This window comes from Agrobacterium sp. SUL3 (assembly GCF_001263295.1).
GTDB lineage: Bacteria > Pseudomonadota > Alphaproteobacteria > Rhizobiales > Rhizobiaceae > Agrobacterium > Agrobacterium tomkonis.
Genome location: NZ_KQ414505.1, coordinates 400,223 through 412,904, shown reverse-complemented (window position 1 = coordinate 412,904; position 12,682 = coordinate 400,223). Strand labels below are relative to the sequence as shown.

Sequence of the window (12,682 nt, the reverse complement as noted above, 5' to 3'; positions counted from 1 at the left end):
GCCCTCAGTTGCCGTTCGGGAACATGCGGGCGTTGCCGGGCTGGTAGCCGCTGCCCGGCGTCAGGAATCGGCGGCGCTGCTCGCGACCCTGTTCGGCCGCGGCGGCGCGCTCGGCCTCGGACAGGCTCTGTGCGCGACCATTGGCGGCGACAACCGCGGTAAGGTCGGCGAGCTGCTGGGTTTGAAGCGCCAGGAGCTGATTGCCCGCTTGCGTTGCCTGCAAAGCGCCGGTTGCGCCCTGACTCTGGCCGACCAGTGACGACATCTCGGCACGGTTGGTATCGATGTTGCCGACGACGCCAGCCTGAACGCGCATCGCATCCTGCAGGCCGCCAACCGTGTTCTGCCAGCGCTCCCGCGCCTGCGCCACGAGCGCTTGGTCGGAGGCCGACATCGAGGCGTTGCCGTAGGTCGATGTGAAGGCCTGGTCGATGCGTTGGACGTCATAGGCGATGCCCTGCGCCTGTTGCAGGAGCTGTTGGGTGCGCTGTACCGACTGCTGAAGCTGCTGGAGCGATGAATATGGCAGGCTCGCCAGATTGCGGGCCTGGTTGATCAGCATGGTGGCTTCATTCTGAAGCTGGGTGATCTGCTGATTGACCTGCTGGAGCGTGCGCGCCGCCGTCAGGACGTTCTGCGCATAGTTTGTTGGATCGTAGACGATCCACTGCGCGGCCGCGGGCGGCGCGAAGACTGGCGACAGCGCGATCGGCGCGGCAAGCATTGCGGCCGTCATGCGCAGCGCGCGCGAGCGGGAGCGAACGGAACGGGTCATGGGCGTGCCTCCGGATCAATTTGGGGGGTGACGTTGGTAAGGTCTGCGATGAGGTCTGCGGCCCAACCGAGCCGGTTCTCGCCGAGCCAGTCGGCGAGGAAGCCGTCTGTGCCACTGCGGGCGTGAACCTCGGCGATGAGCGCCTGGTGCTGCTTCGACGACGCGGCGCAAAGCGCCAGCGCGACGTCCGACAGGCCCAGTTCGAACAGCCGGTTGCCGCGCCGCGACTGGCAGTAGTAATCGCGTTTGGGCATTGCCCGCGCGAGGATCTCGATCTGGCGATCGTTCAGCCCGAAGCGGCGATAGATCGCGGTGATCTGCGGCTCGATCGCGCGTTCGTTGGGGAGCAGGATGCGCGTCTGGCAGCTCTCGATGATGGCCGGCGCGATCGCTGAGGCGTCGATATCGGAGAGCGATTGGGTGGCGAAGATGACGCTGGCGTTCTTCTTGCGCAGTGTCTTCAGCCATTCGCGGAGCTGACCGGCGAAGCCCTCATCGTCGAGGGCGAGCCATCCTTCGTCGACGATGAGGAGCGTCGGCCGACCGTCGAGGCGGTCCTCGATGCGATGGAAGAGATAGGCAAGCACAGCGGCAGCCGCGCCGGTGCCGATCAGGCCTTCGGTCTCGAAGGCCTGGACGTTGGCTTCGCCGAGATGTTCGGCCTCGGCGTCGAGCAGTCGACCATAGGGACCGCCCACGCAGTATGGCCGCAACGCCTGCTTCAGGTCGTTCGACTGGAGGAGGACCGAGAGGCCTGTCAGTGTGCGCTCGGTGATCGGCGCTGAGGCCAAGGACGTCAGCGATGACCAGAGATGCTCCTTGACCTCGGGCGTAACGGGCACGCTCTCACGCCCAAGGATCGCGAGCAGCCAGTCCGCGGCCCAGGCGCGCTCGGCGACGTCGTCGATGCGGGCGAGCGGCTGAAGGGACACGCTGTCGTCGGCGCCTTCGGTCAGGCCGCCGCCGAGATCATGCCAGTCGCCGCGCATGGCGAGCGCGGCGGCGCGGATCGATCCGCCGAAGTCGAAGGCGAAAACCTGAGACTGCGGATAGCGCCGGAACTGCAGCGCCATGAGCGCTAGGAGAACTGACTTGCCAGCGCCGGTCGGGCCGACGATCAGCGTATGGCCGACATCGCCGACATGGATGGAAAGCCGGAACGGGGTCGAGCCCTCGGTTCTGCCGTAGAGCAGTGGGGGTGCATCAAAGTGCTCGTCCCGTTCCGGTCCCGCCCACACCGCCGACAGCGGGATCATGTGAGCGAGATTCAATGTGCTGATGGGAGGTTGGCGGACATTGGCGTAGACATGGCCGGGCAGTGAGCCGAACCACGCATCAACCGCGTTGATCGTCTCCGGCATGGCGGTGAAGTCACGGCCCTGGATGACCTTCTCGACCAACCGAAGCTTCTCTGCGGCGATGCGGGGGTCATTGTCCCAGACGGTGATAGTCGCCGTCACATAGGCCTGGCCCGCATAGTCAGCGCCCAGCTCCTGCAACGCCATGTCGGCGTCGGCGGCCTTGTTGGCCGCATCGGTATCGACCAGCGCAGAGGCCTCGTTGGTCATCACCTCCTTGAGGATGGCGGCGATCGACTTGCGCTTGGCGAACCACTGACGCCTGATCTTCGTCAGCAGCTTGGTGGCGTCGGTCTTGTCGAGCAGGACGGCGCGTGTTGACCAGCGATAGGGAAAGGCCAGCCGGTTCAGCTCATCGAGGATGCCGGGCGTGGTCGCGGTCGGGAAGCCGACAATGGTGAGGATGCGGACATGTGCGTTGCCGAGCCGGGGTTCGAGCCCGCCGGTCAACGGCTGATCGGCGAGCAGCGCGTCGAGATACATCGGCGTCTCGGGCACGCGGACGCGGTGCCGCTTCGTCGAAACCGTCGAGTGCAGATAGGTCAGGGTCTCGCCGTCATCGAGCCAGGCGCATTCCGGCATGAAGGCGTCGATGAGCTGGAGGATGCGGTCGGTGCGGTCAGCGAAGCCGCGCAGGATCTCGTGGGCGTCGACGCCCGCGTGATCGCGGCCCTCGTAGAGCCAGGTCTCAGCGCGCGCGGCGTCCTCGGCCGGCGGCAGATAGAGGAAGGTGAGGAAGTAGCTGGACTCAAAATGCGCGCCGGCTTCCTCGAAATCGGCTTTGCGTTCGGCGTCGACCAGGGCGGAGGCGCTGTCGGCGAACATGCTTGCCGGATAGGTGGCGGCGCCATGGCGCTGCGCCTCGACGAAGATCGCCCAACCAGAGCCGAGGCGGCGAAACGCGTTGTTGAGCCGGCCGGCGACGGCGACCAGCTCGGCCGGTACGGCGCTGTCGAGGTCCGGGCCGCGGAAGCGTGCCGTGCGCTGCAGGCTCCCGTCCTTGTTCAGCACGATCCCTTCGCCGACCAGCGCGACCCAGGGCAGGAAGTCAGCGAGCCGGGTATTGCGGTTGCGATATTCGGCAAGGTTCATCATCGTCGTTCCTCCTCAAACCGACAGGTGGCCGGGGATGCGCAGATGCTTGCGCACGACATCGACGAACTGCGGATCGCGCTTGGCTGCCCAGACGGCCGCGAAGTGGCCGAGAGCCCAGAGGCCGAGACCGACCAGCCAGAGGCGCAGGCCGAGGCCGAGCGCTGCCGCCAGCGTGCCGTTGAGGATGGCGAGCGAGCGCGGCGCGCCGCCGAGCAGGATGTGCTCGGTCAGCGCCCGATGGACCGGGACTGAGAAGCCTGCCAGCTCGCCATGATGATCCGCGCCGTTGGCCATCAGACGAGCGCCCCGCCGCCGAACGAGAAGAACGACAGGAAGAAGCTGGACGCGGCGAAGGCGATCGACAGGCCGAAGACGATCTGGATCAGCTTGCGGGCACCGCCGGAAGTGTCGCCGAAGGCCAGCGTCAGGCCGGTGATGATGATGATCATCACCGCGATGATCTTGGCGACCGGCCCCTCGATCGACTCGAGGATGGATTGCAGCGGTGCTTCCCAGGGCATGGAGGAACCGGACGCGTGCGCGGCGGGCGCCATCGCCAGCGAGACGAAGGCGACGGACACCGCCGTAGCGATATGCCGGCGGATGCGCCGGGCGTGCTTAATCATGACGGGTCTCCTGTAAGGGGCTGGGTTGCGGGGGTGACGCGGTAGTCGCCGCCGGGGCCGAGCCCCTCGATGCGGGCGAGTTCGGCGAGGTGGCGCGATGCGCCACGGCCGGACAGCACGGCGATGAGATCAATCGTCTCCGCGATCAGCGCGCGCGGGACGGTGACGACTGCTTCCTGGATTAGCTGCTCCATGCGACGAAGCGCGCCGATGGCGGTGCCGGCGTGGATGGTGCCGACTCCACCGGGGTGGCCGGTGCCCCAGGCTTTCAGCAGATCGAGCGCCTCGGCCCCGCGCACCTCGCCGATCGGGATGCGGTCTGGGCGGAGGCGAAGCGAAGAGCGGACGAGATCGGAAAGTGAGGCGATGCCATCCTTCGTCCGCATGGCGACAAGATTGGGCGCGGCGCATTGCAGTTCGCGCGTGTCCTCGATGAGCACGACGCGGTCGGAGGTCTTCGCGACTTCGGCCAGCAGCGCGTTGGTGAGGGTCGTCTTGCCGGTGGATGTGCCGCCGGCAACGAGGATGTTACGGCGGTCGGCGACGGCCTGGCGCAGCGTCTCGGCCTGACCTGCGGCCATGATGCCGGCGGCGACATAATCGTCGAGAGTGAACACGGCGACAGCGGGCTTGCGGATTGCGAAGGCTGGCGCTGACACCACGGGGGGCAGCAGCCCCTCGAATCTTTCCCCCGTCTCGGGAAGCTCGGCCGACACACGCGGGGCTCCGGGATGAACCTCGGCGCCGACATGATGGGCGACGAGACGGATGATCCGCTCGCCGTCTGAAGGCGACAGCAGCTCACCCGTATCGGAAAGCCCTTCGGAAAGCCGGTCGACCCAGAGCCGCCCATCGGGATTGAGCATCACCTCGACGATCGCGGGATCTTCCAGAAAGCGGGCGATCGCCGGCCCGAGGGCCGTGCGCAGCATGCGGGCACCGCGAAGGAGCGCTTCCGATTTCTGTTGAGTTGCCGCCACGTCGTCCCCGTTCTCTTGCGGGACCGCGACATGCGGCCCTGGATCGGGGATGAGTAGAAGAGGCAGAAATTAGGGCCTGACAACAACCGTGCTGTGGTCGTCGTACTGTGGCGTACAAATACAGGGAAACGGCGGAACGCAGGAATACTTGTGGTAGGCGCGGTCGTGATTAGTCCGTGTCGCGCGCGGGCGCGATGTCTTCCGAAATCTCCTGGCGAAGCTTCGGCCCGTGAGCGAGTCGCCGGCCGAGGGCGGTGACGAACGCCTCGTAGCGCTCGCCTGCTTTCGAGCGCGCCGCAGCCTGTGCGGGCTCCGGCAGCGGCGGGTTTGTCGTCAGCCAGAAGCGGATGAACACGGCCAGCGTTTCGACGCTGATTCCGAGATCGCGCTCCATCCGCGCCATTCGCCGGTCGATCTGGTCGAGCCGCTTCGTCGTCGCAGCCTCCTGCCGTTCGGCAGCATCAGGCGACAGGAAGGAGGCGATGCCGGCTTCCGCGATCAGCGAGAGGGATTGATCACGACGGCCCGCGTGCGCGGCGAGCGCCTTCATGACCTCCGGTTCGAGATATACAGACAGGCGCTGCTTTTTGGGGGGCTTCGCCATTGTGCCTCCTAAAGATCGATGCCGTCGCCGGGATCAAGCGACGCCTGCCGCGCCACCTGGCGCATCGTCTGGTTCATGCGCGAGAGACGTGCGGCGTCCTCATCGGCGTCGTCGCGAGGATCGATCTCGAACTCGTTTTCGATGGGTTGCTTAGGCTCAACGGGTTTTGAGCGACTTAGCTCCGGCTGGTGCCGGCGCTCGGAGTCGGTCGTATCCTCGTCCTCCGATCCGTCGCCGCTGGTGGCCATCGCGACCGCAGGCGTCGCGGGAAGTGGCAGCGTGCTCCAGTCGTCCGGCCGAGCCGTTGCCGGTTTCACGAGGTTCGGCGGTGGCAGGATGCGTTCCTGAAACCGGCGATCCTCATAGTATCGCGCCTTCTTCGCGCGGATCGGCGGGGTGCCGGCGACCATGACGATTTCGTCGGACGGCGGGAGCTGCATGATCTCGCCGGGCGTCATCAGTTGCCGGGCTGTCTCCGAGCGCGAGACCATCATGTGACCGAGCCAGGGCGACAGGCGATGACCGGCATAGTTCTTCATCGCGCGCATCTCGGTCGCGGTGCCGAGCGCGTCGGAGACACGCTTGGCGGTCCGCTCGTCATTGGTCGCGAAGCTGACGCGGACATGGCAGTTGTCGAGGATCGAGTTGTTCGGCCCGTAGGCCTTCTCGATCTGGTTCAGCGACTGGGCGATGAGGAAGGCTTTGAGGCCGTAGCCGGCCATGAAGGCAAGCGCGCTCTCAAAGAAGTCGAGGCGGCCGAGGGCCGGGAATTCGTCGAGCATCAGGAGAAGCCGGTGGCGGTTGCCCTTCGCGTTCAGATCCTCCGTGAGCCGCCGGCCGATCTGATTGAGGATCAGACGGATCAGCGGCTTGGTGCGGTTGATGTCCGACGGCGGCACGACGAGATAGAGCGTCGTCGGATGCTTGCCGCCGACTATGTCGGTGATGCGCCAGTCGCAGCGGCGTGTGACTTCGGCGACGACGGGATCGCGATAGAGGCCGAGGAACGACATCGCGGTGGACAGCACGCCCGATCGCTCGTTGTCGGATTTGTTCAGCAACTCGCGGGCCGCGCTAGCGATTACCGGATGCGGGCCAGCCTCGCCGAGATGGGCGGTCCTCATCATGGCGGCGAGCGTCGAGTCGATCGGCCGCTTCGGGTCGGAGAGGAAGGCGGCGACGCCAGCCAGGGTCTTGTCGGCCTCGGCGTAGAGGACGTGCAGGATGGCGCCGACCAGCAGCGCGTGGCTGGTTTTTTCCCAGTGGTTCCTTTTCTCGAGCGAGCCTTCCGGGTCGACCAAAATGTCGGCGATGTTCTGGACGTCTCTAACCTCCCACTCGCCGCGGCGGACTTCGAGCAGAGGATTGTAGGCGGCCGACTTCGCGTTGGTAGGATCGAACAGCAGCACGCGGCCGTGCCGGGATCGAAAGCCTGCCGTCAGCGTCCAGTTCTCCCCCTTGATGTCGTGGACGATGGCGGAACCCGGCCAGGTCAGCAGTGATGGCACGACCAGGCCGACACCCTTGCCGGACCGGGTTGGCGCAAAGCACAGCACATGCTCGGGACCGTCATGGCGGAGATAGTCGCGCTCGAACTTTCCCAGGATGACGCCATCCGCGCCCAGCAGGCCGGCGGCACTCACTTCGCGAGCAGCGGCCCATCGGGCGGAGCCGAAGGTCTCGGCGTTCTTGGCTTCGCGCGCCCGCCAGACGGACATGCCGATCGCGACGGCGATGGAGATGAAGCCGCCGGACGCGGCGATATAGGCGCCCTCGATGAAGATCGGTGGGGCATAGGCATCGTAGAAATACCACCACCAGAAGAAGGCGGGCGGATAGTAGATCGGCCAGCCAGCCAGTTCGAACCACGGAAGTCCGAGCTGTGGCTGGAAGCCGAGCCGATAGGCCGTCCACTGCGTCGCTGCCCAGGTCGTCATGAGCACGATCAGGAAGACGGTGAGGATCTGGCCCCAGAGGATTTTGGTCGCCGACATGGCGGGCACTCCTTTCTTGATTGGGCTACATGCCGAGCCCGCGGTTGCGGCCGAAGCTCCAGTCGACGCCACCCGCGCCGCGCGACACGCCGGAGACGTGCTGGCCGATCTGACGTTCGAGGGACGGCGACCAGGGCACGAGCTGGAAGCCGAGGCCGTCGTCGATCATGGCGAAGCGGCCAGACGCGAGCGCAAAGCGCTGGCGATAGGTCCCCGCCACATACTCGCCCGTTGCGGCCTTCGAGAATTGTCGGCCGGTCTCGGCGGCGAGCTTCTCGCCGAGGGCGTCGACCTCGCGCTGCCGTAGCGTGTCGATCAGCCCGGGCGAGAAGCTGACGCCGCGCGTCTGCCGCTCGGCAAGGCCTTGGCCGACGAGATGGTCGGCCCGCCTGTCCATCGCCTGGCGAACCTCAGCGCCGAAGCCGCCGCCGCCGAGCGGAACGGGATCGCGGGCGATCGCTTGCCGGTCGAGCCAGGTGGCGCCGGTGGCATGGACTTGCCTCTCGATGTCGAGATCGGAGCGGACGGCGAGCGCGACCCGTCTGCGTCCCTGCGCGTCGTCGAATTTGCGCAGCTCGACGATCGAGCCCGGCGCGCTATCGCCGGCCGCGTCGAGGTCGGGCAACTTGATGTGATGGGTTCGTCCGTCCGTGGCATCGACGATGGCATAGGCCGTGCCCTTCAGCTCATCGTCGAGACCACGATCGACCAGCCGGCCGACGACGGGATCGTTGAGGCTCTCGCCGGCCAGCACGTAGCTGGCGGCGCCGCGCTCGATACCGCGTTCCGTCAGGCCGCGATGAATGCGTTTGATGATGTCGCCACGCTCGCCCAGCTCGCGCAGCGTCGCCTCGGCGTTCTCCGATACGACCCATTGGCCGGGACCGACCTGATCGGCGAGGCCAAGCGTTTCCAGCTTCCGCAGCCGGCCGACCTTCATCGCATGGAATTCGTCCGGCTGGCGGTCGGGGTGCGGGGCAAGATCGACGACGCCGGTGCGGTAGCTGTCCCGCGCAAGCTGGCGGTCGAGGTTGGTCCAGCGCTCCGACTCGATCTGGCGTTCGAGATTGCGGCGGATCTCGTGATCGGTGCGCGGCCCCAGCTCTTGGGTGACGAGATCCTGCGCGCGAGCGCGCATGCCTTCCTTGATGTAGTCGCGCGAGATGACGAGGTCCTGGCCGTCATCGGTGCGCCCGCGCAGGATGATGTGGACGTGCGGATTATCCGTGTTCCAGTGATCGACACCGACCCAGTCGAGCTTCGTGCCGAGGTCTTTCTCCATCTGCCCCATCAGGTCGCGGGCATAGGTCTTGAGGTCGGACATCTCCGTCGCGTCCTCGGGCGAGACGATGAACCGGAAATGATGCCGATCATCCTGGGTCCGCTCGGCGAAGGCCTTGGGATCGGCGTCCTCGGTCTCGGGACCGAACAGCCGCGCCTTCTCCCCATCCCGGGTGACACCCTCGCGCCGCAGGTAGCTGAGGTGGGCGGAAAGCGGCGCGGCCCGCGCGCTATGACGGACGACGCGCGTCTTGATGATGGTGTTGCGCGATCGGCTGGTGAGTAGCCGGTTGGCCTGAACGGTCGCGCGCTGCCCGCGCCCGAACCGCGAGCGGTTGCCCGAGCTGATCTTGCCGGAGCGCGAGACGCTGCCGCCGGCCCGCTGGGCGGCGGCGAGCGCCTGGGCGATGAAGGGCCGCGCCTGCTGCGCTCGGGTCGAGCGGATGCGGCCTGGCCGGATGCGGAAATCGTCCTCGCCGCTCATCGCCGAGGCCCCGCACATCGCGCAAACGCGCGAAAATCCTTGGCGAAATGGCAATTGCGCAGGCTGCGCCGATCAGGCGCACCTCGCGCAGATGCGCCATAAGCCCCTGAAAACACACGACCGCACCAAGCCGCACCTCGCGCGCTTTTATCTCGCCATCGTGCGGTTGTGTTGCCTGCTCCTCCTCCTCGGACCGCCATCCTTCCGCCAGAGCACGCTATTCCACGAAATGCTGCGAACACCGTCATCGCGGCCCTCCATCGCCGTTTCTAGCCACGAAGAGGCCTCCGGATTGTGGAGCGATGGCTGTGGCATCGCGCACCGGAGTTGCAGCGGGAGTGTCATTGGAAGTGCGATCGCCGGCCGTCGGAACAGCGGTGGCGGTGCGCTCGGACTGCACGATGAACAGCGGCGAGCGTGTCCAGGCGTTGGGATCGGCCGCCGCGACCGTGACGGGAGCAAGGGCATCTCCGCCGCCGATAATAGGTGCCAGCGCGGCGACATAGGCGCGCGTTTCGGCGGGCAACGGACGGCCGGCGAGATACTCTTCGTAGCGGCCGGGACCAGCATTGTAGGCTGCGAGAAATCCCGGCGAACCATAGCGGTCGTGCATCTCGCGGAGATAAGCCGCGCCCGCCAGAATGTTGTCGCGTGGATCGTAGGGATTCGCGCCGAGCCGGTGACGGGCGCGCAGATCGGTCCATGTGGCGGGCATGATCTGCATCAGTCCCATCGCGCCGGCTGACGAGATCGCTCGCACGTCGCCAGCGCTTTCGACGCGCATGACGGCGCGTATCCAGTGCTCGGGAACGCCGAACCGTTGCGCGGCCTCGGTGATGAATGTGGCGTAGGAATCGGCACGAGAGGGGCGCTCGGCCGACACGGTCTGCGCATTCGCGGTGGCGCAAAGCGGCGCGGAAAGCAGAAGGCCGGAAAGGAGAAGGAGGGCTGTGCGCCGGGCGGTGTTTGACCACCCGGCGACAGCTTTGGGGAGCGGGACCGACATCGTTCAGTCCCGCTCTGCGCGCTTGGGCGGCCGGTTCCAGTGCAAGCCCCAGGCGGACTTGTCGTCGGCGGATTGGAAGAGGTTGGCGCGGATCGGATGACCGAAGGTCGGATCATCGATCTGCAGCGAAACGTAGTCGCCGGCCTTCTCGCCGGTGCGCTTCCACCCTGCACCGATCTCCGCGCCGGTTTCGTTGTTCATGCTGTCGAGAACATGGACACGGAAGTCCGGCGCGTTCTCGGCATCGGACGGTTCAGCCGGAACGATGATGATGTCCTGGTGCAATGACAGCGTCATCAGGTGGCCGATGAAGCCGTCATTTTCGCGCGTGAATTGACCGATAACGGACATGGGGCGTCTCCTTCATATTGCGGTGGCTAAGGTCATGGGCGTGCCGTCACCGCGTCGGCGCGCGCCAGACGAAGCGGTCATCGCCGTCCTCGTCAGTGTAGAGGGGGGTGGCCCGGCCGATGACCGAGCTGGCGGGGAGCGGGCCGAAGTAACGCCCGTCGAGACTGTCGCGGACCTGCCAGTTCATCAGGAACAGTTCGTCGTCGGCGATGACGCGGCATCCCTGCCAGATCGGGAGTTCGCGGCCCCGCCGGTCGCGGTCGAGCGCATCGCCGATGGCCTGGCCATCGACGGTGATCGTGTGGCCGGTTCGGCACACACGTTGACCGGGCAAGCCCGCGACTCGCTTCAGCAGCGGCACGCCGCGCGGCAGATATCCGCCATCGGCAAGGAACGTGGCGATTGGCTCCGGCGCCGCTACGGCGACGAGGTCGGTTGCTTCCAATCCGTCGCTGGCGCTGATCGCATAGAGGCCGATCGGCGTGCTCGCGGAGGCATTCCAGATGAGCTTCGGCGCGAACGACACGATCGACAGGATGCCCATCAGCATCACTGCGAAGTACGTCGTCATGACGTATCCAAAGCGGCTCATGGCATGATCCTCCGGCGCAGGAGGAAGGCGCGATGCTGCTGTGCGTCGTAGGCGCGCGGTGCTTCACCGACCGCCAGACGGTTGTGGACGTGCCGCCAGTGATCGGGCGAAACGTCGATCGCACCGATGCCCCGCGCCTCGATGGCATCAATGAGCTGGAGGACGCGCTCGACCTTCGGCCAGCCATCGGCGCGCAAAAGGATGTCGCCGCCGGGGCGCACGAATGGCAGGGTCTGGCAGCGCTCGCCCGCACCGACGGCGCGCACGATGTCGAGCCGAGAAAGTGCGGTGCCGTAGTCGTTGGAGGTCCAGCGAACGAAGGCGAAAACGCTGTCCGGCGCGAACGACACGACGCGCTGGCGGCGGTCGAGAATCTGTTCGGCGGTCTCGCGACCGAACCTGATCCAGAATTCGATCTTCTTCTCGACCCACGTCAACTCGACATGGGTCAGAGCATCGGCCGCGAGCGCGGGCGGCAAGCCGCTGCGCAGCGACGGATCGGCGACACCGATCATCGTGGCTCTCCTTCGCTGGTCGGGAACTCGCGCTCGAACAGGGCGCGCAGCATGTCGGCGACGGTCTGCCCGCGCTGGAAGGCGGCGATCTTGATCCGGCCGCGCATGTCGGCGGTGACGTCGATCGTCAGCCTGGCGGTGAAATCGGCGGCGGCCTCCGCGCGCGGCGACGGACGGTCCGGCGCCTTGATCCAGCTTTCCGGATCGGCAGGGCGGGACGCGAAGCGGCGTTTCGAGGACTGCTCGCTCATGCCCCGATCCTCGTGACTTCGGCAGCGAGCGCGGCGATCTCGCGCGCGGCGGGCGATGTATCGTCCTGTTCGGCTGCGAGCCGTCCGGTCTGCACGACATCGGCGAAAGCGATGCGCTGACCGATGGTGGTCAGGAGTGGCGGCGGGTCGTGGTCGGCGAGCGTCTCGGCGGTTTCTCTGGCAAGCACCGTGCGGGCTGCGCATCGATTCAGCACGAACCGCGCCTTGAGTTCCGGCCGGTAAATCCGCGCTTCGCCGAGTAGCGTCAGCATCTCGGCCGACGCCCAGCCATCAAGCGGCGAAGGCTGCACCGGGATCAGCACAAGATCGGCGGCGAGCAGCGCCGAACGCATCAGACCGGCGACACGCGGCGGTCCGTCGATGACGACATGATCGACGTCGCGCGCCAGCTCCGGCGCTTCGCGGTGGAGCGTGTCGCGGGCCAGGCCAACAACACCGAACAGCCGCTCCAATCCCTCCCGGCCGCGCTGCTGTGACCAGTCGAGCGCCGATCCCTGTGGGTCGGCGTCGATCAGCGTGACGCGCTGCCCGTGCCGAGCCCATTCACCGGCTAGGTGGAGGGCGAGCGTCGTCTTTCCGACGCCGCCCTTCTGGTTGAGGAACGCGACGATCATGACGGTCTCCCGGCGATCGGGGACTCGTCCACAGCGGTCGAAAAACGCGTTTGCGTTAGAAAGATTCCGTAGGAATCTAGGTTAGATAAGTTACGGTGCTCGCAAGCTGCTGATTCAGCGCGATGAATCGACGAT

14 protein-coding genes are annotated in these 12,682 nt (G+C 66.5%); all 14 read right to left on the bottom strand.

Annotation, left to right across the window (positions count from 1 at the left end; all coding sequences use genetic code 11):
• Positions 1 to 4: 4 nt before the first annotated feature.
• On the bottom strand, positions 5 to 775 hold the full coding sequence (gene trbJ, locus AKG12_RS16400) for a P-type conjugative transfer protein TrbJ (protein WP_052819659.1): 771 nt from the start codon (positions 773 to 775) through the stop codon (positions 5 to 7).
• On the bottom strand, positions 772 to 3,228 hold the full coding sequence (gene trbE / locus AKG12_RS16395) for a conjugal transfer protein TrbE (RefSeq protein WP_052819658.1): 2,457 nt from the start codon (positions 3,226 to 3,228) through the stop codon (positions 772 to 774). The genes trbJ and trbE overlap by 4 nt, the downstream gene beginning before the upstream one ends.
• Positions 3,229 to 3,240: 12 nt before the next feature.
• Entirely contained in the window at positions 3,241 to 3,522 is a 282-nt protein-coding gene (locus tag AKG12_RS16390; protein WP_018429603.1) for a VirB3 family type IV secretion system protein, read from the bottom strand.
• The gene (locus AKG12_RS16385; protein ID WP_052819657.1) at positions 3,522 to 3,854 is read right to left on the bottom strand and encodes a TrbC/VirB2 family type IV secretion system protein; all 333 of its coding nucleotides are present in this window, start codon (positions 3,852 to 3,854) and stop codon (positions 3,522 to 3,524) included. Before AKG12_RS16385 ends, AKG12_RS16390 begins: the two co-directional genes overlap by 1 nt.
• Complete coding sequence (trbB, locus tag AKG12_RS16380; RefSeq protein ID WP_082178887.1) at positions 3,851 to 4,786, bottom strand: P-type conjugative transfer ATPase TrbB; 936 nt, start codon at positions 4,784 to 4,786, stop codon at positions 3,851 to 3,853. Before trbB ends, AKG12_RS16385 begins: the two co-directional genes overlap by 4 nt.
• A gap of 217 nt (positions 4,787 to 5,003) precedes the next feature.
• Complete coding sequence (locus AKG12_RS16375; protein WP_052819655.1) at positions 5,004 to 5,438, bottom strand: hypothetical protein; 435 nt, start codon at positions 5,436 to 5,438, stop codon at positions 5,004 to 5,006.
• Positions 5,439 to 5,446: 8 nt separating this feature from the next.
• Positions 5,447 to 7,432: a conjugal transfer protein TraG gene (locus AKG12_RS16370; protein ID WP_052819654.1), complete on the bottom strand. Its 1,986-nt coding sequence runs from the start codon at positions 7,430 to 7,432 to the stop codon at positions 5,447 to 5,449.
• A 25-nt stretch (positions 7,433 to 7,457) separates the two neighbouring features.
• Positions 7,458 to 9,197, bottom strand: a complete 1,740-nt coding sequence (locus tag AKG12_RS16365; RefSeq protein ID WP_052819653.1) for a relaxase/mobilization nuclease domain-containing protein — start codon at positions 9,195 to 9,197, stop codon at positions 7,458 to 7,460.
• Positions 9,198 to 9,441: 244 nt separating this feature from the next.
• A complete protein-coding gene (locus AKG12_RS16360; protein ID WP_052819652.1) occupies positions 9,442 to 10,203 on the bottom strand; it encodes a lytic transglycosylase domain-containing protein in 762 nt (253 codons plus the stop codon).
• A gap of 3 nt (positions 10,204 to 10,206) precedes the next feature.
• Positions 10,207 to 10,554, bottom strand: coding sequence for a DUF736 domain-containing protein (locus AKG12_RS16355; RefSeq protein WP_052819651.1), 348 nt, complete (start codon positions 10,552 to 10,554; stop codon positions 10,207 to 10,209).
• Positions 10,555 to 10,600: 46 nt separating this feature from the next.
• A complete protein-coding gene (locus tag AKG12_RS16350) occupies positions 10,601 to 11,146 on the bottom strand; it encodes a S26 family signal peptidase (RefSeq protein WP_052819650.1) in 546 nt (181 codons plus the stop codon).
• On the bottom strand, positions 11,143 to 11,661 hold the full coding sequence (locus AKG12_RS16345; protein ID WP_052819649.1) for a DUF2840 domain-containing protein: 519 nt from the start codon (positions 11,659 to 11,661) through the stop codon (positions 11,143 to 11,145). Before AKG12_RS16345 ends, AKG12_RS16350 begins: the two co-directional genes overlap by 4 nt.
• Positions 11,658 to 11,912, bottom strand: coding sequence for a hypothetical protein (locus tag AKG12_RS16340; RefSeq protein ID WP_052819648.1), 255 nt, complete (start codon positions 11,910 to 11,912; stop codon positions 11,658 to 11,660). The genes AKG12_RS16345 and AKG12_RS16340 overlap by 4 nt, the downstream gene beginning before the upstream one ends.
• The gene (gene parA, locus AKG12_RS16335; protein WP_052819647.1) at positions 11,909 to 12,547 is read right to left on the bottom strand and encodes a ParA family partition ATPase; all 639 of its coding nucleotides are present in this window, start codon (positions 12,545 to 12,547) and stop codon (positions 11,909 to 11,911) included. The genes AKG12_RS16340 and parA overlap by 4 nt, the downstream gene beginning before the upstream one ends.
• Positions 12,548 to 12,682: the final 135 nt, after the last annotated feature.